Source organism: Deinococcus arboris, assembly GCF_009755355.1.
GTDB lineage: Bacteria > Deinococcota > Deinococci > Deinococcales > Deinococcaceae > Deinococcus > Deinococcus betulae.
Genome location: NZ_WQLB01000013.1, coordinates 25466 through 47399 on the forward strand (window position 1 = coordinate 25466; position 21934 = coordinate 47399).

The 21934-nt window shown below is 69.2% G+C and carries 21 protein-coding genes and 1 pseudogene; 10 read left to right on the forward strand and 12 right to left on the reverse strand.

Annotation, left to right across the window (positions count from 1 at the left end; genetic code table 11):
• Nucleotides 1–34 precede the first annotated feature (34 nt).
• Nucleotides 35–319, forward strand: a complete 285-nt coding sequence (locus tag GO986_RS10990) for a DUF427 domain-containing protein (RefSeq protein ID WP_157459356.1) — start codon at nt 35–37, stop codon at nt 317–319.
• 198 nt (nt 320–517) lie between these two features.
• Here the strand turns inward: GO986_RS10990 and GO986_RS10995 are convergent, their stop codons facing one another.
• A complete protein-coding gene (locus GO986_RS10995) occupies nt 518–1087 on the reverse strand; it encodes a flagellar hook assembly protein FlgD (RefSeq protein ID WP_157459357.1) in 570 nt (189 codons plus the stop codon).
• Nucleotides 1088–1312: 225 nt separating this feature from the next.
• Nucleotides 1313–2791 (reverse strand): serine hydrolase, encoded by a 1479-nt coding sequence (locus tag GO986_RS11000; RefSeq protein ID WP_157459358.1) that lies wholly within the window; start codon nt 2789–2791, stop codon nt 1313–1315.
• 175 nt (nt 2792–2966) lie between these two features.
• On the opposite strand from GO986_RS11000, the gene gatC reads away from it, so the two are divergent.
• The 4 genes from gatC (at nt 2967) to GO986_RS11020 (ending at nt 7368) form a co-directional block, all read left to right on the forward strand.
• Nucleotides 2967–3260: an Asp-tRNA(Asn)/Glu-tRNA(Gln) amidotransferase subunit GatC gene (gene gatC / locus GO986_RS11005; protein WP_157459359.1), complete on the forward strand. Its 294-nt coding sequence runs from the start codon at nt 2967–2969 to the stop codon at nt 3258–3260.
• 70 nt (nt 3261–3330) lie between these two features.
• On the forward strand, nt 3331–4608 hold the full coding sequence (gene serS, locus GO986_RS11010; RefSeq protein ID WP_157459360.1) for a serine--tRNA ligase: 1278 nt from the start codon (nt 3331–3333) through the stop codon (nt 4606–4608).
• A gap of 63 nt (nt 4609–4671) precedes the next feature.
• On the forward strand, nt 4672–5385 hold the full coding sequence (locus tag GO986_RS11015) for a hypothetical protein (RefSeq protein ID WP_157459361.1): 714 nt from the start codon (nt 4672–4674) through the stop codon (nt 5383–5385).
• 72 nt (nt 5386–5457) lie between these two features.
• Entirely contained in the window at nt 5458–7368 is a 1911-nt protein-coding gene (locus GO986_RS11020) for an endonuclease (protein ID WP_157459362.1), read from the forward strand.
• Between the two features lie 61 nt (nt 7369–7429).
• Here GO986_RS11020 and GO986_RS11025 read toward each other — a convergent pair.
• Nucleotides 7430–7837 (reverse strand): annotated as a pseudogene (locus tag GO986_RS11025) (erythromycin esterase family protein); the annotation flags it as partial.
• Between the two features lie 314 nt (nt 7838–8151).
• The gene (locus tag GO986_RS11030; protein WP_198170599.1) at nt 8152–8634 is read right to left on the reverse strand and encodes an erythromycin esterase family protein; all 483 of its coding nucleotides are present in this window, start codon (nt 8632–8634) and stop codon (nt 8152–8154) included.
• A gap of 36 nt (nt 8635–8670) precedes the next feature.
• Between GO986_RS11030 and GO986_RS11035 the strand changes: the two genes are divergently transcribed.
• Together GO986_RS11035 and GO986_RS11040 are read left to right on the forward strand one after the other, a co-directional pair.
• Nucleotides 8671–9198 (forward strand): DinB family protein, encoded by a 528-nt coding sequence (locus GO986_RS11035; RefSeq protein ID WP_157459365.1) that lies wholly within the window; start codon nt 8671–8673, stop codon nt 9196–9198.
• The gene (locus GO986_RS11040) at nt 9195–9632 is read left to right on the forward strand and encodes a hypothetical protein (protein WP_369409314.1); all 438 of its coding nucleotides are present in this window, start codon (nt 9195–9197) and stop codon (nt 9630–9632) included. Before GO986_RS11035 ends, GO986_RS11040 begins: the two co-directional genes overlap by 4 nt.
• A 332-nt stretch (nt 9633–9964) precedes the next feature.
• On the opposite strand, the gene GO986_RS11045 is transcribed toward GO986_RS11040, so the two are convergent.
• On the reverse strand, nt 9965–10243 hold the full coding sequence (locus GO986_RS11045; RefSeq protein ID WP_157459366.1) for a hypothetical protein: 279 nt from the start codon (nt 10241–10243) through the stop codon (nt 9965–9967).
• Between the two features lie 439 nt (nt 10244–10682).
• On the opposite strand from GO986_RS11045, the gene GO986_RS11050 reads away from it, so the two are divergent.
• The gene (locus GO986_RS11050; protein WP_369409315.1) at nt 10683–11192 is read left to right on the forward strand and encodes a hypothetical protein; all 510 of its coding nucleotides are present in this window, start codon (nt 10683–10685) and stop codon (nt 11190–11192) included.
• On the forward strand, nt 11189–11833 hold the full coding sequence (locus tag GO986_RS11055) for a ComF family protein (protein WP_157459367.1): 645 nt from the start codon (nt 11189–11191) through the stop codon (nt 11831–11833). Before GO986_RS11050 ends, GO986_RS11055 begins: the two co-directional genes overlap by 4 nt.
• A 40-nt stretch (nt 11834–11873) precedes the next feature.
• Here the strand turns inward: GO986_RS11055 and GO986_RS11060 are convergent, their stop codons facing one another.
• From GO986_RS11060 to GO986_RS11080, 5 genes are all read right to left on the reverse strand, one after another.
• Nucleotides 11874–12407 carry a DUF1684 domain-containing protein gene (locus GO986_RS11060; protein ID WP_439648709.1) on the reverse strand — a complete coding sequence of 178 codons (534 nt, stop codon included), beginning with the start codon at nt 12405–12407 and terminating at the stop codon, nt 11874–11876.
• A gap of 2 nt (nt 12408–12409) precedes the next feature.
• On the reverse strand, nt 12410–12610 hold the full coding sequence (locus GO986_RS11065; RefSeq protein WP_157459369.1) for an RNA-binding S4 domain-containing protein: 201 nt from the start codon (nt 12608–12610) through the stop codon (nt 12410–12412).
• Between the two features lie 109 nt (nt 12611–12719).
• Nucleotides 12720–13241 carry a hypothetical protein gene (locus tag GO986_RS11070; protein ID WP_157459370.1) on the reverse strand — a complete coding sequence of 174 codons (522 nt, stop codon included), beginning with the start codon at nt 13239–13241 and terminating at the stop codon, nt 12720–12722.
• The gene (locus GO986_RS11075; protein WP_157459371.1) at nt 13238–13696 is read right to left on the reverse strand and encodes a hypothetical protein; all 459 of its coding nucleotides are present in this window, start codon (nt 13694–13696) and stop codon (nt 13238–13240) included. The genes GO986_RS11070 and GO986_RS11075 overlap by 4 nt, the downstream gene beginning before the upstream one ends.
• A complete protein-coding gene (locus tag GO986_RS11080; protein WP_157459372.1) occupies nt 13693–14670 on the reverse strand; it encodes an Ig domain-containing protein in 978 nt (325 codons plus the stop codon). Before GO986_RS11080 ends, GO986_RS11075 begins: the two co-directional genes overlap by 4 nt.
• A gap of 267 nt (nt 14671–14937) precedes the next feature.
• Here GO986_RS11080 and GO986_RS11085 point away from each other — a divergent pair, with 267 nt between their 5' ends.
• The gene (locus GO986_RS11085; protein ID WP_157459373.1) at nt 14938–17853 is read left to right on the forward strand and encodes an insulinase family protein; all 2916 of its coding nucleotides are present in this window, start codon (nt 14938–14940) and stop codon (nt 17851–17853) included.
• Between the two features lie 184 nt (nt 17854–18037).
• Here the strand turns inward: GO986_RS11085 and GO986_RS11090 are convergent, their stop codons facing one another.
• On the reverse strand, nt 18038–19054 hold the full coding sequence (locus GO986_RS11090) for an MBL fold metallo-hydrolase (protein ID WP_157459374.1): 1017 nt from the start codon (nt 19052–19054) through the stop codon (nt 18038–18040).
• A gap of 237 nt (nt 19055–19291) precedes the next feature.
• Nucleotides 19292–21928 carry a sensor domain-containing protein gene (locus GO986_RS11095; protein ID WP_157459375.1) on the reverse strand — a complete coding sequence of 879 codons (2637 nt, stop codon included), beginning with the start codon at nt 21926–21928 and terminating at the stop codon, nt 19292–19294.
• Between the last annotated feature and the right edge of the window lie 6 nt (nt 21929–21934).

Here is a 21934-nt window from a genome sequence, read left to right on the forward strand (position 1 = left end):
GTTATCCAACTGGGCACGGCTTACCCTGGGCTCTATGAAAGCCACCTGGAACGGCGCCGTCATTGCCCAGTCGAACGATACGGTGGTCGTGGAAGGCAACCATTACTTCCCGGCTGACAGTGTGAAGGCCGAATATCTGCGGCCCAGCGCCACCCACACCACCTGCCCCTGGAAGGGCGAGGCGAGTTATCACACCCTGTCTGTAGACGGTCAGGACAACAGGGACGCGGCGTGGTTCTACCCTGAACCCAAAGACGCCGCCCGCCAGATTCAGGGCCGCGTGGCCTTCTGGAAGGGCGTGCAGGTGTCTGAGGAGTGAAGAACGAGGTGGCGCTGGTCGAAAGGAAGGCCGCTGCCTGCGCAATCGGTTCGGTGTCCCCTTGTCGGGCGTCATGCTGGGCGTCCTCTGACCGCTCTGAGGCAGGCAAGGCAGGAGAATGGCGAATGGCCGCTAGCCGCTGGAGGGGCAAAAGGAAGGGCGGAGAGGTTACCCCTCCGCCCATCGTCTAACCCGACTTCAGTTTTCCAGCGTGACCGGAAAGTCCTCAGCGACAATGCGCACGCCCGCGCCACTGAAGACCGCGCGGATGATGTACTCGCCTGCTGGCAGCGCGCGGCCCTGGGCGTCGCGCCCGTCCCAGCGGATGGCCTGCACGTCCATCGTTTCGCCTGGTCCCACCTCGGTCAGCACGATTTGCAGGGTGCAGATGGTGTCGGTGGGGTTGGGGCGTACCACCTGGCCAGCGGCGTTCAGCACCTCAAAGCGTACGTCGCAGGCGCCGTGTTCCAGGCGGATGGGTTCCTCGCCCTGATTGCTCAGGGTAAAGGTCCAGGTATCGGCCTGCCCGACTTTCAGGCTGCCTGCGCCGCTCAGGGCCGCGCTGTGCGGGATCTCCAGCACCTCGCCCGTGGTGGGCAGAGTGGTGGCGCCGGTGCTGGGGGCTGCCGGGGTGGTGGGGGCCGGCGTGGCAGGCGTGGCCGGCGCCGTGCGGCCTGGCGGCAACGCCGGAATGGTGAAGATGGTGGTCTGGGCATGGGCCAGGGACGTCCCCAGCAGGGCAGCGGTCAGAAGAAGACGCGGGGTCATGCCCTTCACTCTGAGGCGGGCTGCCTGACGCTGCGTGAGGCCCACTGAAGAAAGCGTGAGGGTTTGTCCACAGAGCAGGTCACGGACAGCGGAGCCCAGGGCGGTGAACGGCAGAACCTCAGCCGATCTGAGGCGAACAGGACAAGTGACCGCAAGAGTCCGCGGCGGAGGCGGCATTGAGGGGGTGTGATCTGCCCCCAGAGGTGAGGTTCTGGCCTGAGTGGACTACCGCAGCAGGTTCAGCAGCGCTCCGTAAAGGTCGGTAAAGCGCTCCTCGTTCAGGGCTTGTGGGGCGTTCCAGGTGGCGGTGACACATAAGGTCCGGCCCGCCTGGGTGGTGACCTGCGTGGTCAGGTTCAGGACGCCGGGCTCGCTGCCGCCCTTGTAGCTGACCGCCCGAAAGTCGGCGGCGCTGGCCACCCCCGGATTCAGCTGGGTTTCGGGGAGGGCCGAGACACCGGCCATCAGGGTGCACAGCCGCCGGGCACTGACGAACCATTCCACGTCCAGGGCCAGGGGGCGGTTGCCCCAGCCCTCCAGACCGGCCAGCGACGCCGTGGCCGCCTGGGCCAGCACCGCGCGCCGGGCCGTCGGGTTCAGGGTGGCGGCGCGGTAGGCGCGCAGCAATTCCGCATTGGCCGGGTTTTTCAGGGCAAAGGCCTCGCGGGTGCTGGGCAGGGCGGCCTGGCCCAGCCGCGCTTCCACGCCCGCCCGGCCCACGGCGCGCAGCAGCAGGTCGGTGGCGGTGTTGTCGCTGACCGCGATCATGCGCGCGGCCAGGTCGCGCAGCGTGAAGCGGCTGCCGACAGGGGCGCCCTCCAGCGCTGCACTGGACGGCACCCGGTCGGCGTCCTGCAGCGTGATCTCGTCGGTCCAGGCCCGCGTGCCCGCCTGCACCTGGGCCTGCAGCTCACCCAGCACCGCCAGCTTGAACGCCGAGGCTACTGCCAGTGGGCGCCCCGCATTCAGTTCGGTCAGCGCGGGCTTGGCTAGCCCAGAGCCGCCCACCTCCTGCACCAGCAGGCTGACCTGGCCGGGCAGGGCGGCGAAGGCGGCGCGGGCCTCCTCCAGCGAGGCAAAGCTGACGGCCTCGCGCGGCGGGGCCAGCAGCAGCCCGGCAATGCGGCCCTGGGGGTCCAGCGTCAGGCTCGTGACCCGCACCGTGCCGTCCGAGAAGGTCAGGAGGGCCCCCTGGCCCTCTATGGTGACCGTTTGCAGCGTGCCGGACTCTGCCCGGATGCTGTCCAGCAGGGCGCTCAGCTCTGCGGCAGGCACAGCGGCCAGAAACTCTGGGGTCAGGAGGTCGGTTTTCAGCGGCACTTCAAAGAGGGCGCGCAGCGCTGCCTCGCGCCCGGCGGCCTCGGCAGTGCTGGGCGGCACCGGGGCAAACAGCAGCGTGACAAATCGGCCCTGGTCATCCAGTGACACCGAGGGAAGAAGGAGCGCGCCGCGTTCAAACACCGCCCGCAGCGTCCCGCCCTGTTCCTCGACCCGGACAAAGGCGCCGTACTGGGTGCGCAGGGCGTCCAGGTTCAGAGTCAGCGCTTGAAACGGCACCTGCGCCAGAAAGGACGGCGCAAAGTCGGCCTCCTGGGTCTGGCCGCTCAGCAGGCGCGTGACCGCCTGAGCGACAGCAGCGGGGGTCTGGGCCTGGGCAGTGGCCGTAAGGGTCAGGGCAGCGGCGAGGACGGAAAGAGGTCGCATGCTCTGATTTACGCGCGAATGGTGAAAGAGGTTCCAAAGAGGTCAGGCGTGGCCCGACTGCGGGCCAGGGCGTTCCTGGGCTGGTCACCCGGCAGCGGCTCTGCCTTGTTGGCTGCCCTGTGGGCCCTTCCGGGGGCTGCCGCCCGGCCCTTGAATGCTCTCTATACTGCTCGGCATGATTGACGCGGCCCAACTCGACCACCTCGCGCAGCTGGCCCGGCTGCACCTGACCCCAGAAGAACGCGCGGCGATGCACAGTGACCTGAACCGCATGCTGGGCTACTTCGAGCAACTGGGTGAACTGGACACGAGTGGGGTTGAAGAAATGCAGCGCCCTGTCAACCTGGTGAATGTGCTGCGCGACGACGTGCCCGGCGAGGTTTTGCCGCAATCGGTCGTGACGGCCCTGGCCCCCGACAGCCTACCCGACGGCCATATCCGCGTGCCCCGCACGGTCGAGGCCGGCTGATGGCTGGCCTGAAGCTCAGGGGCGGCCCCTCGCCTGTCTTGCTTGTCGCCGGCCGCCCTGGGAGGCTGTGATGCTCGACCTGAAATTCATCCGCGAACATGTCGGGGCCGTCAAACACGCCGTTCAGGTCAAGGGTGTGGCCCTGGATATTGACGAGGTGCTGCGGCTGGACCGCGAACTCGTGGAACTCAAGCAGCGCATAGAGGCCATGCAGGCCGAGCGCAACGCCAACGCCAAGCTGGTGCCCAAAGCCACCCCCGACGAGCGCCCCGCCCTGATTCAGAAGGGCAAGGACCTGGCCGAGGAACTCAGGGGCCTGGAACCCGCCCTGCGCGCCCATGAGGACAATCTCAAACAGCTGCTGCTGCGCGTGCCCAACATTCCGCACCCCAGCGTGCCGGTGGGCAAGGACGACAGCGAGAACGTGGAACTGCGCCGTGAGGGTACCCTACCCACCTTCGACTTTACGCCGCTGGACCATGTGGACCTGCTGGCCCGCCAGGGCTGGAGCGACCCCGAGCGCGTGGCCCGCGTGTCGGGCAGCCGCAGCTACCTGCTGAAAGGTGACGCGGTCATGCTGGAAATGGCCGTGCTGATGTTCGCCATGGATTTCCTGGCGGGGCGCGGCTTTACACCACTGTCGACCACCGCGCTGGCCCGCCCCGACGCATTCGTGGGCAGCGGGCACTTTCCGGGCGGCGAGGATCAGGTCTACAAAATCGAGGGCGACGAGCTGATGCTGGCCGGCACTGCCGAAGTGCCCGTCAACAGCCTGTACGCCGGCGAGCAGCTCACCCTGGACCAGCTCCCCATGACCTACGCGGCCATCAGCGCAGCGTTTCGCAGCGAGGCTGGGTCGGCGGGGCGTGACGTGCGCGGCCTGATTCGCGTTCACGAGTTCCGCAAGGTCGAGCAGTACGTGCTGTGTGAGGCCAGCGAGGAAGTGGGCCTGCACTGGTTCCAGACGATTCTGGGCAACGCCGAGGCGTTGCTGGCGGCGCTAGAGCTGCCCTACCGTGTGGTGCAGAACTGCACGGGCGACATGGGCGCGGGCAAGGTGCTGATGTACGACATCGAAACCTGGGTGCCGAGCGAGGGCCTGTACCGCGAAACGCACTCCTGCTCGTACCTGGGCGACTGGCAAGCGCGGCGCACCGGGCTGCGCTACCGCGACGAGGCCGGCAAGCTGGTGTACGCCCACACCCTCAACAACACAGGCATCGCCGCGCCGCGCATTCTGGTGCCACTGCTCGAAAACCACCAGCAGGCCGATGGGACCATTCGGGTGCCCGCCGCCCTGCGCCCTTATCTGGGCGGCAAGGCGACCCTGGGCCAGCCGGTGCGGTAAGTCAGGGCGGCCAGCAGGGCAGGTGCGGCCACAGCGGCGGCGCCTGCCCTTTACGCTGGGGGCATGAAGCGTTTTGTTCTGGTCTCTGCGCTGGCCCTGACCGCCTGCGCCCCGCCGCTGACCCCTGATCCCCTGCCGCCATTGTCCAGCAGCGCGCTTGGTCAGACCCTGAGCCTCTCGGGCCGCGCCGAGCGGTGGCCGGGCCAGGCCGCGACCCTGCGCTGGGTGGCGGGCGGCGCGGCGATAGGGGAGGTGGCAGCGGACGGTGCTTTTACCGTCAGTGCTGCTCAGCCGCCCGCCGGTTTGCCTCGGGTCTCCTTGCTGACCGCCTTGGGTCTGTGGGAAGGCGCCGATTGCTCGCTGAACACGGTGACCCTCAGCCGCCCAGGCACCGAGGCGTTTGTGCTGACCTCCCTGCCCGTGGGCGCACCGGCCCTCGGCGCCGCCAACAGTCCGGTCGTCCAACCGCCCCAACTGCGTGCCCAGCGGGGTGAGGCCGCTGTGACCCTGCTGTACGTGCCCCACGACGTTACCGTCAGTGGGCAGCGGGTGTGCCGCAGCCGCACCTCAGAGCCCACTGTCCTGCTGGAAGAAGCGCGCAGTGTGAACCTCGCGCTGAAGATCGGCTGGAACGCGCTGGCGGTGCAGTCGCGCTCCACCGGACAGGTGCAGGCGTTTGGGCAGACGATTTACCGCAGTACGGTCACGGTGCAGGGCGATACCCTGGGCAGCGGTGTCACCTGGACCTTTCTGAGTGACAGTCTTCCCAAGCCCTGAGCCGACGGGCATTCTGTTTAATTCAAAAAACTTTTAAAAAAGTAACTGTGGACAGAATGTTATGCTGGTCACATGGACACCCCCAGTCAGGTCGTGCAGGAAACGCAGGCCCGCTTTGCCCTGCGCCAGTCGCAGCGCCGCGCCCGGCTGGAGGGGCTGACCTTTGGCGAGGTGGCCGACAGCCCCGAGCGTCTGGCCGCCCGCCTGACCCGGCTGCATGTGCCCTTGCCCGACGCTCAGGCGCTGGCGCGCGGCGAGGAAGCCCCCGCCGACGTGGCTCCGCGCCTGCCCCCAGAGGCGCGCGGCAACCTGGAGCGGTTGCTGGGCGCCAACGATCTGGTGGGCGTGGCGTATCTGGAACAGGCGCGGGCAGCGGCCAATGCCGTGGCGCGCATCGTGCTGCGGGGTGCGCAGGGGCGTACGGTGGGCTACGGCACCGGCTGGCTGTGCAGCCCGCAGGTGATCGTGACCAACAACCATGTGCTGGGCACGGCCGAGGACGCCCGCGCCGCCCAGGCGGAGTTCTGGTACGAGTTGCGCATGGACGGCACCCTGCGGGAGCGCGTGACCCTTCCACTGGCACCGGAGACCCTGTTCATCACGAATGAGGCGCTGGATTACACGCTGGTGGCCGTCGCCGGGGACACGGCGGCCTTCGGCTGGTTGCCGCTGCTGGACGCTCCCGACAAGCATGTGATTGGCGAGGCCCTGAGCATCATTCAGCACCCCAGCGGCGAACCCAAGCAGGTCGCGCTGCGGGAAAACCGGTTGGTGGACCGGCTGCCGGACTTCCTGCACTACGAGACCGACACGGCGCCTGGCAGCAGCGGCAGTCCCGTGTTTAACGACGCCTGGGAGGTCGTGGCCCTGCATCACAGCGGCGTGCCGCGCACCGACGCGCAGGGCCGGGTGCTGCGCCGGGATGGCCGCCCCGCCGCGCCCGGCGACCCCGATACTGTCATTGACTGGATTGCCAACGAGGGGGTGCGGGTCAGCCGGATTCTGCAGGACCTGCGGGGCCGTCCCGAGGCCCAGACGCCGCTGATCCGTGACCTGCTGAATGCCCCGCGTCCTGCGCCGCCCACGGAACGTGCCGGGCCAGCCGCTGGCACCCTGAATCTGGGCACTGTGACCCCCACTCCCGACGGCACGGTGACGCTGCCCATCACGCTGAAGCTGCGGGTAGCCCCCTCAGCTGCCCCGGTCCCCGACGAGGCCCAGCCCTACCTGGACCCCGCCGACGCTGCCCAGGCCGCCGCCTACTACGGCGATCTACCGGACAGCAGCCTCCCAGCCGAACGCTTTTCAGCCCTGAGCGCCCTGCTGACCCGCACCCACACCCGCCCCAGGCGGTATAACCCGGCGCGCGAGCTGTACCCCTGGGTGGACCTGTGGCCGGACGGGCAGATTCGTAGCCTGTACTCGGGCCGTGTGCACAGCCCTGCCGAACTGATCGCCGCCGACCAGGCCGCTGAAGATCGCCGCACCCGCCTGGCCGCGCAGGAAGGGCTGCACCCCGACACCCTGGAAGCAGCTTTTCCCTACAACTGCGAGCATGTGGTGCCGCAAAGTTGGTTTGGGGCGCGCGAGCCCATGCGCGGTGACCTGCACCACCTGTTTGCCTGCGAGCCAGACTGCAACTCATTCCGGGGCAACACGCCGTACTTCGACTTTCCCGATTTCGGCGAGGCGCTGCGCAGCGAGTGTGGCCGGCGTGAACCGGGCGAATTCGAGCCGGCGGCGGGCAAGGGTGCGGCGGCGCGGGCCACGCTGTATTTCCTGCTGCGCTACCCCGGCGTGGTGCGTCAGTACGCGCCCCGCCACCTGGCAACCCTGCTGGCCTGGCATGCGGCGCAGCCTCCGGGTGACTGGGAACGCCACCGGAACGCCACGATTTTTGCCGCGCAGGGCAACCGCAACCCGCTGATTGACCACCCGGAGTGGGCGGCGGAGCTGGACTTCGCAGCGGGTCTGGGGGGCTGATAGCGGTCTGGGCTGGAGCCGGTCAACTCTCTCCAGGCGGAAGCCTGTGCGGCTCTGGGCGTCATTCTGGCAGTCCCCGAGCGGCTGTCGTCTGCGGAAACCAGCGCATCTGGTCAAAGTCGCTCAGCGGCCGGTTCATCTCAAAAAGTTCCGGTTGGGCTGCGGCCCGCTGCGTGCCGTAAAACCCGCCCAGGAAGCGCCGGGGGCCAGGGTGTGGATGGTCCTGAGTGTGAAAGAGACCTGCTGACTGACCCAGAAACAAGGTGTCGGTCTGGTAAGGCTGAGGCCTACCCAGGGACAGAGCCGTAACAGGCCGTCCGGCCCCTTCCAGTGTGCGGGCGCGGAAGGTTCCCTGGCCTGTCAGGGCCCCAACCGCGCTGTACCCCTGTCCCAGCGCCTCACGCAGCACCCAGCCGGCGGCGGGGGAACCGGCAAAATCGGGGTTCACGGCGATGTGTTCGTTGTGGGCCCAGAAGACCGTGAGCCCCTGGGCTCCAGCGCCTCCTCCAGCAGGGTCTGGGCCATGAAAGTGTCGCGTAAGCCCAGCCGGGCATGATCTGCTTCCAGCAGGTAGGCATCCACAAAACGCGCGGCGTTGCGGGCCAGGGCTTACCGCTGGGGGTCGGTGTCTACCGTCTCGATCTGGCGCAGGGCCCGCAGGGCGTCGTGGGCGCGTGGGTAGCCGGGTTCAAGTTTGCCGGCCTGATACAAACTCCGATTGAATCGAGCAGAATGCTCGATGAAATCCGAGCGGAGCGAGCAGGAACAGATACGGATTTTGCGTTATGGAAGCGCAGACGGTGCTTTTCCGGCTGTGCTGCAATTAAGCGGAATCCGTAGACACAGCTCCCGCAGCACCGGCGCCTCGTGGCCGGCATCTACCAGCAGCTGCACCCCCACGTGCGGCGGCTGCACATCCACGCCCACAAAACGCACCCGCTCGGCCGGAGGCTGGGCCGCATTCCAGCTTTGCAAGTCGCGCAGGCCCGCCAGAATCTCTTCGGTGTTCCAGCACCAGAAGCCCTGGGCCCGCAGCGCACTGGCCAGTGGTTCCTGGCTGTGACCGCGCAGGGCGGCGTCCAGGCGCCGGCCAGAGGCAAAGCCGCATTCCCAGGCCAGCACACGCAGCCGGCCCGTCTGGGCCAGGGACAGCAGCACCTGCCCTTTCCAGGTAAAGGCTTCGGCGCTGCCGTGGGTGGGTTCGCCCAGCCCCAGCACGCGCACCTCCGGTCTCTGGGCCAGTTCGCATTCTCTCTCGGTGTTCACCAGTCCACAGGGTAAGGGCCAGCGTACACTGCGCCCATGTCCACCTCTCCCTTTGACCGCGCGGTGCTGGCGGCGTTTGGCGACACGCCCGAGGCCACCCGCGAGCGCCTGAACCGCGAATTTGACCGCCTGGAAGCCCACCTGCAGGGCCGGCAGGCCGACTGGACGCAGGTGCAGCCGGGCCGCGACTGGACCCCGGCCCAGGAGACCGAACACGTCCTGCTGATTAACAGCGGGATTGCGCGCGGCATTGGCCTGCTGCTGTCTGACCGCGAGGTGCGCCCCGGTCCCCAGACCCCCGGCGAACTGACGCCGGACGGCCGCCGCGTGGCGCCTCCCCACACCCGTCCCAGTGAAGCCGGCGTGGCCTGGGCCGAGTGGCCAGACCGCTGGGCACAGGGCCGCGCCGCGCTGGACACGGTGACTGCTGACCTGCGCGCCACGCCGGGCCGCACCCTCTGGCATCCCTTTTTTGGAGAGCTGGACGCCCTGGACTGGGTGCGGATGGTGACTGCCCACCTGTACCAGCACCGCCGCGCCCTGGAACGGAGTGCCAGCGCGTGACGCTGCCCGCCCAGACCCGCACCGACAAGGGGGTGCGCGGCTTTGAGCTGGACCTGCATGTGGCCTTTGCCCAGCCTCTCCCCGAAGCCCAGGCCCGCGCGGCGCTGCTGATGCTGGAGGGCTTCACGCTGGACCTCTACCGCCCGCATCCGGCGGCCCTGCGCCGGGAAGGGGAGGAGGCAAGCCTGGACGCGGACGCAGGTGTGCCTTCAGCCCGCCTGACCGGTCCCCTGCGCGACCCGGAAGTCGTCCGCGCGGCTCTGGCTGCGCTGCTGGTTGGCCCGGCCCGCTATGTGGAGGTCGGCGTGCGCGGCTTTCTGCGCAGCGCTCAGGGGCAGACCGACTGGATGCCCTGGCGCCGTAACGCCGTGTTGCCGCGCGCCAGGGTGGCCGAGGTGACCTTTGAACCGGGCGTGCGCTTCGTGCTGGAGTAGGGAAGAGGGAGGGGCGACGGCCGTTCAGAGGGAATCAGCAGGCCTTTACACGCAAACGCCGGTCTGCAACGGGGGCGGGGGCGCAGTTGACCTCGTCACCCGTTCTTAGCGACTCCGCTGACACAGCCCGCTGTCTAGCGCGCTCACTAAGCGGAATCGCGCCCGCCTCGTTTCTGCATCTGCCCGCCTGACGGCGCTGCTCTCTCCAGCCACTTGAATGGCCCCGCCGGTATCAGTGGGGCCATCGTCGTCTGTTGGCGTGTCGGTTCCCCCGCTGCCCCTTGAGCACTGCTGGGGAGACCGACGCCACCCTATGCCTGCCCGGCGCTGCCTTACGCGCTCAGGGGAAGGACGGTTGCCCGAGCCTTCTCGCCCTGGGCGCGCGGGCGCAGGTTCAGGACCAGCAGGCGCGTGTCGGGGCGCAGCAGGTACGGCAGCGCCGAGTCATGTAGTGCCGACAGGGCGCGGGCGCTGTCGCTGGCCGGAATCCCTTGCAAGACCACCACGGCGCGTGTGGCGCCGGCGTTCGTCCAGATATCGGCCGTCCCCAGGCGGTCATCGCCAGTGGGGGCGCGGTACTCGAAAGCGTGGGCGCGGCGCAGCAGGTGCATAGGTCTTGGCTCCTTGGAAGGGGAAAGCGGCGAAGAAAACGGCAGACGACAGCAGTGTCCGGGACAGTGTGGACAGCGGGGCACGGCTTGAGGTTCGCCTTCAAGCTTACGGGGTGGCCTGGTGGCCTTTGTCCCCCCCGCCGGGGTGTTCTTGCTGATGGGCGCAGCATGACCGAGCTCTGTTGGACGGGCGTGAAAAAGGGGTGTGTCTGGTCTGGGGGCGCTCATACGGGAGGCGCTTTCAGGCTGGGTGTGCCTCCACTGGCAAGGCTTCTCTCTCACTAGCGGTCTGCCACCGCCCTGGTCAACCGGTCATTCTCACCGCAGGGGCCAGCCTGGCGCCTGTACCTGGAAGAGAACAGCCTCCGCTAGCACAGTGCCATCGGTTGCGCCGCTCAAACTGGCAGTATGGCCGCCGCCTCTGGCCTACACTGCCCGTGTGACGGCCCCCGTGTCCGAACTGTTGCAGGAATATCAGGGGTATGTGCTGGCCTACCGCCTGCGCCGCGCTGTGGGGGGCCGGGTGGCGCCGCCGGGGGACCAACTGACCCTGGCCGGCTACGCGGCCGTGCGGCTGGAACGGCAGGACCTGGCCCGCCGCCTGGTCCGGGAGGGCCTGGACGCGGTGTGGATGCGGCGCCTGGACAGCCTGTCGGACCAGCTGATGTTTGGCTTCTGGCTGAATCCGGCCGAGGTGGCGGCCTTTTTGCGGGCGGCCATCCGTGAGGGCAGTCACCCGGCGCTGGGCGAACCGGCAGCGTTTGCGGCCCTGCTGACGCCGGGAGAACGTGCCCGGCTGGGCGAAGCCGGGGTGGCGCAGGTGTGCGCCCACCACCTTGCCTGTTTTGCGCTGGCCGCGCCCATGCTGGACCCCGACGGCCTGAACACGGCCTGGCAGCGCGTTGAGGCCACCCGTCCGCCCCTGTTTCTGGACGAGCTGAGCGGATGAGTGGGCCACTGCTGGCCCGGCTGGGGCAACTGGGCCGCGCCTTGCTGCCCCGCCCCTGCCCCGGCTGCGGCGCGCAACTGGGAACGCAGGTCGGCCTCTGTGCAGCGTGCCGCGTAGACCTGCGCGCACGTGTGGAACACTTCAGCCCCCTGCGCCCACGTCCCGAGGCGCATCTACTGACGCTGGGGCCGTATTCGGGGGCCCGCCGGCGCGCGGTGAGGGCACTGAAATACGCCCAGGTGCGCGAGCTGGCCGGGGTGCTGGGGTCCGCCCTGGCTGCTGGCGTGCCCGCCGAGTGGGCGGTGCAGGCGGTGATACCGGTGCCGCTGCATCCCAGCCGTCAGCGTGAGCGCGGCTTTAACCAGGCTGAACTGCTGGCCCGTGCCCTGGCCACGGGGCTGGGGGTGCCGTGCGTGAACGCCCTGCGCCGCACGCAGGCAGGCGCCCAGCAGGCCCGCCGCCGCGCCGCCGAACGGGAAGACCTCCGGGGGGCTTTTGAGCGGGGTTCTGCCGTGTTGCCGCCAGGCGCGGTGCTCTTGGTGGACGATGTGTTTACCACCGGTCAGACTGGCCTGGCTTGCCAGGAAGTGCTGCGGGTGGCCGGCGTCCCCGCTGTGTATATGGCTGTGGTGGCCAGATGAAGAGGCGGTGCGCGGTGAGTTCCCGCGCACCGCCTTCTGCCTACAGTTTTTCCCCGACTGGTACGGCTTCACTGAGCCAGTTCTCGCGGGGTGGCAGGGGACAGGTCCACTGCGGGCTGTAGGCGCAGTATGGGTGGTAGGCCAAATTGAAATCCACCCGGATCAGGGGGCCGTCGCCGCCCAGTTGCTGGTCCAGCGGGGCGTCCAGATAGCGCCCGGCGCCATAGGTCTCAGCGCCACTGGTGGTGTCCCGGAATGGCAGGAAGACGCGCGCCGGCACTTCCTCACCCAGGGGGGTGAACACCAGCAGGGTGTGCTGACCGCCGGGCAGCGGCACCGTGACCTCGCCGTAGCGGGCCATCACGCGCACCTCACCGGTATTGGTCTCCAGCGGAAACTCGGCGCTGGCGTCCTGGGGGAGCCGGGTCAGCGGCAGGGTAAACGCCCACGCTTCATCGGGCGCAAAGTAGCTCAGGCCGCGAAAGGTCCCCGTGTTTACGGGGCCGTTGCCAGCGGCAAAATGCTCATCCTTGCGGCGGCGAAAGTCCAGCAGGGCGTCCGCGTAGGCGGTCACGCTTACCAGTCCACCTTCACGCGCTGCCCGGCGTATTCCACCACGTCACCCCGGCGCAGCTTCTTGCGGCGGCGCGTTTCAATGTCGCCGTTCAGGCGCACCTCGCCGCCCTGCACCCGGAACTTGGCCTCGCCGCCTGTCTCGACCAGCCCGCGCAGTTTCAGGAAATCCTGAAGGTCCATGGTGTCCTGTTCATTCGTCATGCCGGGCAGCGTAACAGGGTTGGGCCGCCCGGAACCGTGAGGGGCCGGTCCCTCAGCCCTGACCGGCCCCGTGCAGTGCGGGAATCGTGCGGTCAATCGAGGCTTGCCCTCAGGGTTTGTACTGCGCGGCAAACAATCTCACGTCGGCGTCGTCCACCTTGCCGTCGCCACTCAGGTCGCCCACGGGGGTCGTCTTGCCGTGGTTGTTCATCAGCACGGCCAGGTCGGCCAGGTCAATCTTGCCGTCGCCGTTCAGGTCGGCGCCGCTCAGGCGGGTGCGGGCAGAGGCGGGCGTCCAGTCGGTCAGGCGCAGTTCGCGCGCCAGCTCCGTGCGCAGGGCGTCTTGCAGCGGCAGCGGCCCCCGCGGGTTGAACTCGATGCGCCGCTCACCGTTGACGGTGACCACCCGCGCCGCCACATCCGGGTTAAAGGGCGCCGCGCCGCCCAGGGCCAGCACCACGCCGCTCTTGGTGTCCAACGTAACCGGCAGGTCGGGGCTGCTCAGGGCCGTCAGGGCCGCCTGCACCGCCCTGGTCAGCTCGTCGCCCTGGGGCCGCAGTTTGACGGTGGCGGCCTGGGCGCCACTGGCTAGAGGGGCCAGCAGCAGCAGGGCCAGCAGCACCCGCTTCATGGCGTTCCCCGCGCGGCCACCAGGGCCTCACGCAGCTTGACCGGGTCGGTAATAGTGCCGGCTTCCACACGCCCGTCGGTCACCGGATAAAAGCCCTGGTTAAAGCCCACAAAGGGACTGTCCAGCCGCGCCGTGTACAGCAGCGCCACTACCTCCAGCCCCGGCCGCAGGGCCGGCACGTCGGCCAAGTCTTTGAGCACGAACAGGGCCGGGGCGCCCTCCTGCTTCGGCAACTGCGCGGGGTCGCCTGCGATGGTTTCGGTGACCGTCAGCGGGTAAACCAGGTAGGTCACGGCGCCATCTTTGACTTCCACGCTGGTGCCCAGCTTGGCGCGCACAATCACCTCGGCCTTCTTGGCCTGCTGGGCCAGGGTCAGGGTGGGGGCGGTGGTGGCCACGGCCAGCGAAGTCAGCAGGGCCGCGCCGGTCAGGGCGGTGCGGAGGATGGCCCTCATTTCTGGTCTCCGGGTGCCGCCGGCGGGGGCGTTACTGGGGCTGGGGAGGTGACTGGGACAGTCGGCGCTGGTGTGGTTGGGGCTGGCGCCGCCGGGGTCGTTCCTGACGTCCCGGTTGGGGTGGTCGTGGGTGTCACTGCCGGCGCTGCCTGCTGCTCGGCTGCTTTTTGCTCTGCGGCCTTCTGTTCTGCGGCTTTTTGTTCCGCTGCCTTCTGCTCTGCCAGCTTCTTTTCCTCGTCGGGAAAGAGCTTCTGGGCCAGCAACTTGCCCTCGCCGTCGCGGCCCTCGTAGGCCAGGACGGGGCTGGCGAGGGTCACCATGGCAGTGGGTTTGACGGTCAGCAGCGCTACCCGCGCGGCAGTGCGCGGCACCGCTTTGAAGCCGATGTCCACCAGCACGCGCCGCCCCTCCTGGCGCCAGAACACCACGTTGCTTCCCTCGGGTTGCACGCGCGTGACGGTCACGCCGGCTGGCAGCTCCCAGCCAAAGCGCGCGGCCCGAACGGCGCGCGGCGCGTTGATGGTCAGTGGGATGCGGGTCTCGCCGCGAATCTGTCCGGCCGGCAGGTTCAGGGCCAGGCTCAGGGGCGGCAGGTCCTGCACCGTCAGCGTGACGGTTTTCGACCTCGTGCTGAGGGTCGAATCGGTGACTTCCAGCGTGAAGGTGTAGGTGCCGGTCTTGGTGGGGGTGCCCACCAGCTGCTGCCCTTTGAGGTTGATGCCCGGCGGCAGGGTGCCGCCCGTCGCGCGCACGGTGTACGGTCCGGCCCCGCCCGCCACGGTCACTGGGGCCGTGTACGGCTCGTTCAGGTACACCGGGGGCAGCCCGGACGGCGCCTCGACAAACGCCAGGGCGTCGCGCCCGGTGGTGGCCGAGGTGCCGGTGATTTCCTGGCCGCAGCCAGCCAGCGCGCCGGCCAGCAGGGCGCCCAGCAGCCACGCACCCGCGCGGCCCGTCGAACGGGAGAGTGCCATATGCACAGCAGTTTACCCGCGTCCCCGCCCTGCTGCGGTGAGGTCTGCATGTGGGCGGGCCAGGGGGAGACTCGGCGGCGTCCTCTGGGCCGGCAGCCACGGGGATCAGGGGTGAACTCAGGCCAGGGGCAGTGGGTCAGCTTGCGGTTCGGGCATCCGCTGGGCACGGCGGTCCAGGGCTGTTCTAGGTTGGTCACGACCCCTCAGGCCATGTTCTGAGTCTTTTGACAGAGTTGAGCGGTCCCCAGCCGCATTACACTGCCCGCCATGACCATGACACTTCCCGCCCCGCCCCGCGTGGGCGAGCGCCTGGGCCGCTACACCGTGCAGCGCGTGGAACCTCTGCCCGAGATGAGCGGCACGCTGGTGCTGCTGACCCACGACCTGGGTGCCCGGCACGCCCACGTCATTCGCGCCGACGACAACACCACCTTTGGCGTCACCTTTCCCACAGTACCCAGGGACAGCACGGGCGTGGCGCACATCCTGGAGCACGTCGTCCTGATGGGCAGCCAGCGCTTTCCTGTCCCGGACCCATTTTTTTCCATGATTCCGCGCTCGCTGAACACCTTCATGAACGCCATGACGGCCAGCGACTGGACCACCTATCCCTTTTCCACCCGCAACGAAAAGGACTTTTTCAACCTGCTCTCGGTGTATCTGGACGCGGCGTTCTTTCCGCTGATGCGCTACGAGAGCTTCCGGCAGGACGGCCACCGCTTTGAATTCGAGACGCCCGACGACCCCACCACGCCGCTGAAGATGCAGGGCGTCGTCTACAACGAGATGAAGGGCGCGATGGCCAGCCCCAGTTCGGTGATGTGGCGGGCGTTTGGCAAGGCGCTGTACCCGGACCTGACCTACGCCAACAACTCGGGCGGCGCGCCGGGCGATATTCCGGGCCTGACCTACGACGCGCTGCGGGCCTTTCACGCCGCGCACTATCACCCCGGCAACGCCTTTTTCTACACCTACGGCGCCCTGCCCCTGGAGCGCATCCTGGCGGAGATTGAAGCGCACGTCATGTCCCGCTTCTCGCCGCAGGTGCTGGATGTCAGCATTCCTGACCAGGCCCCATTCTCGGCGCCCCAGCGCGAGGCCGTGCGCTACCCCAGCAGCGACACCGAGCGCGGCGCGCAGGTGCTGGTGGGCTGGAAACTTGGTCACAGCAGCGACCCGCACCTGAACCTGCGCTGGAGTGTGCTGAGCGACGTGCTGCTGGGCAACCCGGCGGCGCCCCTGACGCGCCCCCTGATCGAGTCGGGCCTGGGCAGCGCCCTGAGTGACCTGAGCGGCTACCGCGATTCCTTCCGCGAGGGCGCCTTTGCGGCGGGCCTCAAGGGCCTGCCCGCCGGCAAAGCCGCCGAGGTGGAAACCCTGGTGCTGGACACCCTGCGCGAGATTGCCGGGGCGGGCCTGGACCCCGAGCTGATTAGCAGCAGCCTGCACCAGTTTGAAATCATGCAAAAAGAGGTCAGCAACAGCGGGCAGCCCTACGGCCTGCAGGTGATGTTCCGGCTGCTGGGACCGTGGCTGCACGGCGGCGATCCCGTGACGGGCCTGCGCCTGGACGACGCCCTGGACGCCCTGCGCGCCGACCTGGCGGCAGGCCCCGTCTTCGAGCCGCTGCTGCGCGCCCTGCTGGACAACCCCCACCGCGTCACCCTGGAATTGGTGCCTGACCCTGCCCTGGCCGCCCAGGTAGAAGCCGACGAGGCCGCGATGGTGGCCCGCCTGAGCGCCGACTTTACCCCCGAGGACCGCGCGCGCATCCTGGCCGACAGCGCCCGCCTGAAGGAGGTGCAGGGCCAGCCCAGCGACCCGAATATCCTGCCCACCCTCACCTTGGCCGATGTGCCCGCTCAGGTGCCGGCCGCGCCGTATATCACCCAGGGAGAGGCCCACGTTCAGGTGGCCCGCGCGCCGCAGCCCACCGGCGGCCTGACCTATCTGGACCTGCGCCTGCGCCTGCCAGCCCTGCCGGATGACCTGCTGGACGCGCTGCCCCTGTACACCTACGCCCTCACGCGCAGCGGCGCGGCCGGTCAGGACTACGCCGCGCTGGCCCGCCGCATTGAGGCCGTGACCGGCGGCGTCAGCGCGAGTGTGGGCGTGGGCAACCCGCCGGACGATGTGGACGCCCTGCGCCTGGCCGTGACCCTGAGCGGCAAAGCCCTGTCCCGCAACGCTCCCGAACTGGTGGGTGTGCTGCGCGATCTGCTCGTGGCCCCCGAGTTTACCCGCGAGCGTCTGGAGCAGCTGCTCAAGCAGCGCCTGGCAGGCTTTAAAGCCAATGTGGTGAGCAGTGGCAACGTGTACGCCGAGCGCTTGGCGACCGCGCAGGTCAGCCTGTCGGGAGCGCTGAGCGAGCGCTTTGGCGGCCTCTCGGCGCTGGCCACTCTGCAGCGCACTGTAGAAGAGGACGGCCTGGAGACCTTGCTGCTGCAGTTCGCCCGCTTACAGGCGTTGCTGCTCAGCAGTGAGGCCCTGCTGACGGTCACCGCCACCGAGGCCGACCTGAGGCTGGACGTGAGCGCCCTGACAGAGCCCCTGACCGGCGGCGCCCCAGTCGGTCGGCCTGCCCCGGCGTTGGCCCCCCGGCAGCCGCAGGCCCGCACCACCGACACGCCCGTGTCATACAACGCGCTGGCCTGGCCCACGGTGCCCTACACCCACCCGGACAGTCCGGCGCTGCTGGTGCTGTCGCGGCTGCTGCGCGGCGAATACCTGCTCTCGGAAATCCGGGAAAAGGGCGGGGCCTACGGGGGCGGCGCCAGCTTTGAACCCCGCACCGGCCTTTTTGCCATGAGCAGCTACCGTGATCCCCACATTGCCCGCACCTTCGGCGTGTTTGCGGCGGCCCGCGACTTCCTGAACACCGAACTGGGCGACCGTGAACTGACCGAGGCGATTCTCTCGGCCAGCAAGGTGCTGGACCCGCTGACCAGCCCGGACACGGCGGGCTCGGCGCGGGTCTTCAGCGACAGTGCCGGCTACACCCCCGACGTGCAGGCGGCGTACAAGGCCCGCCTGCTGGCCGTCACCCTGGCCGACCTGCGCCGCGTCATGGCCGCCTGGCTGACCCCAGAGCGCGCCGCTTACGGCGTGGTCACCGGCCGCGACCCCAACGAGGACACGGGTGTGCAGGACCTGGGCCTGACGTTCGACGTGCAGAGCATTTAAGCCGGCCTCCGACCGGCCTTAAGCAGGAGGCCCGGTGAACTCTGGGCAGGGTGGGCAGGAAAAGGATTGCCGTGAGAGAGGCGTAGGCAGTCCCCTTCTTGACCGTTACAAAGCGCCATCTGTCTAAGCCGGGCAAGACAAGGGGCCGCCAGCGTGATGCTGAGCGGCCCCCTTCTGCTGCGGTTTAACTCCAGTTCCACACGGTCGGCTCGTACTCATACGACCCGGCGCCCAGGCGGCGCAGGTGGCCGAGGGCCTGGAAGGGGAAGTGGTAGCCCGTGACCCAGAGCCCTTCAGTGACAATCCGGTCAAAGATAGTCTGCCGGGTGCGGGCCGCCAGCGCGCCGTCGGTGTCGAAGCTGACGTACGCCCCTTCGTGCTTCAGAGACAGCAGGAAATGCCCGCCGGCGTCGCCCAGCACCATGACGCCGCTGGGGCCGCTGCCTGCCAGCAGGCTCAGGTGCCCGGCGGTGTGGCCCGGCGTGGCCACCGTGGTCAGGCCTGGCAGGATGGTCTGTCCTGGCTGCACCAGGGTGAACTTGTCTTTCAGGGCAATCAGGTTGGCCTGCACGGCGGCGCTGGGGCTGGCCTGAGTTGCCCAGAAGTTGTATTCGGCTTCCCCCATGAGGTGCTGGGCGTTGGCGAAGGTGGGCGAGCCGTTCGTGGTTAACCCGCCGATGTGGTCGCCGTGGCCGTGCGTGATAAAGACGGCCGTGATGCTGCCTGGTTCGATGCCTGCCCGGCCCAGATTGGCCGCCAGCTGCCCGCCCGTGCCGCCGCGCCCGGTGTCCACCAGAATGCGCTGCGTGCCCATGTCCAGCACCACCGGATTGAAGTGGTTCACCGTGTTCGCAGCGGCCACGCTGTACTCGGCCAGGGTGGCGGCAAACTCGGCCTGGCGCTCAGGATTGGCGCCCCATGTGGGCAGCAACGCCGGTAAGGGTGCGGCGCCGTCACTGACCACTGTGAGGGTCATGTCCCCAATCTTTTGCCGGTAAAAGCCGTTGCCGTTCATGGGCAGGGCAGGGGTGGCCGGCGCAGCGGGCGTGGCGGGTGTCGCCGGGGTGGCGGGCGCCGTCTGGGCGCGGGCCAGCGGCGCGGCGGCCAGGACGGCCCCAGCCGCTCCCAGCAGCCGCAGGGTGTCGCGGCGGGCGTTGGGCTGAAGATCAGGAAGGGCGGGCGCAGCGGGGTCAGGGGCCATGACAGAAAACCTCCAGAAGAAAGGCGGCGGCAGGCGGCAAGTCGGACGCCTTCACGTTAAATGGCCCGGCTACCGTCAAGGTGTTGCTGGGCCTGCCTTTTCTGCCTGAGGACCTTCAGGCTTGCTTGACCCTCAGCTCATGCGGGCTGCGATTAGGTCTTGAAGAGAGCTAAGTCAGGTGGACTGAACTGACAAAAGTCTGTAGCCGAATCAGCGTCAAATTCAGGACTGGCGGCCTCAGTGTGCGCGCAGCCAGGCCAGCAGCTCGGGCTCGGCCAGCGGCGGGGTGATCGCGTACCCCTGCGCGGCGTCGCAGCCTAGGTCGCGCAGCACGTCAAGTTGCTCCTGGGTCTCCACCCCCACCGCCACCACCTGCAGGCCCAGGCGGTGCGCCAGGTCGATGGTGGCCTGGGTCAGCGTCAGCGATTTCTCGTCGCCGGGCAGGCGGGCGGTCAGGGTGGGGTGCAGCTTGACGGCACTCAGGGGAAAGCGGGTCAGGGCGGTCAGACTGCTGGCGCCCTCGCCGAAATCGTCCACGCTCAGGCGGGCGCCCAGAGAACGCAACTGTTCGAGCAGCCCCAGGGTTTCCTGACTGTGGTCAAGCAGGCTGCCGGCCGCCACCTCGATGTCGGGCGCCCCCTCGGCCGAGAGCAGCGGCAGCAGCCGGCGCAGGCCCGCGCTGCGGCGCAGTTCCTCCAGGCCCAGGTTCACGCTGACCGCCCACTCGCTGTAGGCCCCTGCCAGGGCGCCGCGCACGGCCTGGCGGCCCAGCACGGCTTCCTGCACGACCCACTCGCTGATATGGGTAATCAGTTCGCTGCGGCTGGCCAGGTCCAGAAAGGTGCTGGGGCTCAGCATCCCCAGTGTGGGGTGATTCCAGCGCAGCAGGGCCTCGGCGCTGAGCGCCCGCCCGCTGCGCAGCGACACGGCCGGTTGGTAAAGCAGCGTGAACTGGCCCTTGTCCAGCGCGCCGCGCAGCGCCTCTTCCATCTCGAAGGCGCGGGCCACCTGGGCGCGCAGGGCCGGATTAAAGACGCTGTGCTGGTCGCGGCCCTGCCGCTTGGCGTGCTGCATGGCCACCTCAGCGTCGGCCAGCGGCGTGTCCCCGGCGGCGCCCGCCACCCGGCTGGCGGCCCCCAGCGCCCCCGTGATGGCCACGTCGCGGGACCCCGCACGCAGCGGCACCTCCAGCGCGCTCTGCACGCGGGCCAGCGCCGCCGCCTCGTCCAGGCCGGGCAGCAGCACGGCAAACGAGTCGTCGGCCAGTCGGGCTGCCTGGCCCTGCGTCTCGGCGGCCAGGTCATTGAGGCGCGCGGCCACCTGAATCAGCAGGCGGTCGCAGGCGGTGCGGCCCAGCGCCGCGTTCAGTTCAGTGAAGCCGTCCAGGTCCAGGCAAACCACCGTGGCGCCTTCGCCTGCGGGCTGCGCGCCACCCAGCGCTTCACGCAGGCCGGTGCGGTTGAGCAGGCCGGTCAGGGCGTCATGGCGGGCGTCGTGGCGAATCTTGGCCTGGGCGCGGCGCAGCGCCGTCAAGTCCCGCAGGGTCAGCAGCACGCTGCCGCGCGACCCGCCGGCCTCGCCGCCCACGCCCGCCGCGCGCAGTTCCATCTGGCGCACGGTGCCGTCGGGCAGGGCCAGCAGAATTTCGCGGCGCAGCGGCAGCTTCAGGTCGCGCCATTCGGGCACTGTCAGCGGCTCGCCGTCCGGCGTAAAGAGGCGCACGCCCAGCTCACTCATGACCCGCGACACCGCCAGGCCCACCAGCCGCGCGGCGTCCACGCCTAGCAGGCCGGCGGCCCGCTCGCTGACCAGCTGGGCACGGCCGGCGTGATCCACCAGAATCGTGGCGTCCTCCGAGAGCGACAGCACCTGATTCATCACGCCCAGCGGCGCGCGCCCGGCCTGGCTGCTCAGCTCGCCCTGCGCGACCAGCAGGCCCGCTTCCGAGGTCCGGCGCACGCTGAGGCTGAGAGTGCCGCCCGCCGCCAGCTCGACGTCCGAACGGGCTGCGCCGCCCATCGCCGCCAGCCGCACGAGGTCGCGCACCGGCTCGGACGGCACGTTGGCAAAGCAGGGCCACACCCACAGCGGCGCCCCGGTCGTCACGGGCGCCGCCGCTGGCAGCAGTTCGGTCAGGCCGTGGCTGGCCTGCAAGACCGCCCCCGATTCGGACAGCAGCGCCGCTGGGGTTTCGGTGTCCAGCAGCGCCGAGACCCGCGCGGCGCGTTCGTATTCCCCGCTGACATCCTGCAGGGTGAGCATGACCCCGGCGGAGGCCGCGCCGTAGTAGGGTCTCGCCTCGCCGCGCACCCATAGGGCCTGTCCACCCTGTTCCAGCTGTTCGTCGGGGAGGCGCACCGACCGCCCCGCCCCCGCTTGCGCCAGGGCACTCAGCCAGCCGGGCCGGTCCTGAAAGACCTCGGTGGCGGGGCGGCCCGTGACCTCGGCTTCGCTGATCCCAAACAGTTCCAGAAAAGGCCGGCTGACCTTGCGAAACGCCAGGTCGCCCGTCAGCCAGGCGGTCGCCACCGGCAGCTGCGTGACCAGCACCTCGGTCTCGCGGCCCTGACTGTCCACCCGCGCGGCGGCCAGCAGCATGGTCAGCACCTGCGCGGCGGCGTCGGGGACGGCCGGGCCATCGGACCACAGCAGGCCCAGCAGCGCGCCGTCGCGGGTCAGCCAGGTCATCTCACCGCGCTCGAACCACTCGTCGGGGGGCACGAGGTCGGGGCCAGCATTCTGGGCCGGAGCGCCGGCCTGGACGCGCAGCACCTCCTCGCCCAGCGAGGCCAGCAGGACGGCGTGGGGGGCGTGAACGCGCAGCAGGTCACTCAGGGCCGACTGCACGGCAGAAAAGGTTGCCGCAGGACTCATGCTAAA

What these genes read in the sequence shown, in the direction of transcription:
- GO986_RS10990 (WP_157459356.1), top strand. Translation starts at nt 35, where the DNA reads ATGAAAGCCACCTGGAACGGCGCCGTCATTGCCCAGTCGAACGATACG.
- GO986_RS10995 (WP_157459357.1), bottom strand. Translation starts at nt 1,087, where the DNA reads ATGACCCCGCGTCTTCTTCTGACCGCTGCCCTGCTGGGGACGTCCCTG.
- GO986_RS11000 (WP_157459358.1), bottom strand. Translation starts at nt 2,791, where the DNA reads ATGCGACCTCTTTCCGTCCTCGCCGCTGCCCTGACCCTTACGGCCACT.
- gatC (WP_157459359.1), top strand. Translation starts at nt 2,967, where the DNA reads ATGATTGACGCGGCCCAACTCGACCACCTCGCGCAGCTGGCCCGGCTG.
- serS (WP_157459360.1), top strand. Translation starts at nt 3,331, where the DNA reads ATGCTCGACCTGAAATTCATCCGCGAACATGTCGGGGCCGTCAAACAC.
- GO986_RS11015 (WP_157459361.1), top strand. Translation starts at nt 4,672, where the DNA reads ATGAAGCGTTTTGTTCTGGTCTCTGCGCTGGCCCTGACCGCCTGCGCC.
- GO986_RS11020 (WP_157459362.1), top strand. Translation starts at nt 5,458, where the DNA reads ATGGACACCCCCAGTCAGGTCGTGCAGGAAACGCAGGCCCGCTTTGCC.
- GO986_RS11035 (WP_157459365.1), top strand. Translation starts at nt 8,671, where the DNA reads ATGTCCACCTCTCCCTTTGACCGCGCGGTGCTGGCGGCGTTTGGCGAC.
- GO986_RS11045 (WP_157459366.1), bottom strand. Translation starts at nt 10,243, where the DNA reads ATGCACCTGCTGCGCCGCGCCCACGCTTTCGAGTACCGCGCCCCCACT.
- GO986_RS11055 (WP_157459367.1), top strand. Translation starts at nt 11,189, where the DNA reads ATGAGTGGGCCACTGCTGGCCCGGCTGGGGCAACTGGGCCGCGCCTTG.
- GO986_RS11065 (WP_157459369.1), bottom strand. Translation starts at nt 12,610, where the DNA reads ATGACGAATGAACAGGACACCATGGACCTTCAGGATTTCCTGAAACTG.
- GO986_RS11070 (WP_157459370.1), bottom strand. Translation starts at nt 13,241, where the DNA reads ATGAAGCGGGTGCTGCTGGCCCTGCTGCTGCTGGCCCCTCTAGCCAGT.
- GO986_RS11075 (WP_157459371.1), bottom strand. Translation starts at nt 13,696, where the DNA reads ATGAGGGCCATCCTCCGCACCGCCCTGACCGGCGCGGCCCTGCTGACT.
- GO986_RS11080 (WP_157459372.1), bottom strand. Translation starts at nt 14,670, where the DNA reads ATGGCACTCTCCCGTTCGACGGGCCGCGCGGGTGCGTGGCTGCTGGGC.
- GO986_RS11085 (WP_157459373.1), top strand. Translation starts at nt 14,938, where the DNA reads ATGACCATGACACTTCCCGCCCCGCCCCGCGTGGGCGAGCGCCTGGGC.
- GO986_RS11090 (WP_157459374.1), bottom strand. Translation starts at nt 19,054, where the DNA reads ATGGCCCCTGACCCCGCTGCGCCCGCCCTTCCTGATCTTCAGCCCAAC.
- GO986_RS11095 (WP_157459375.1), bottom strand. Translation starts at nt 21,928, where the DNA reads ATGAGTCCTGCGGCAACCTTTTCTGCCGTGCAGTCGGCCCTGAGTGAC.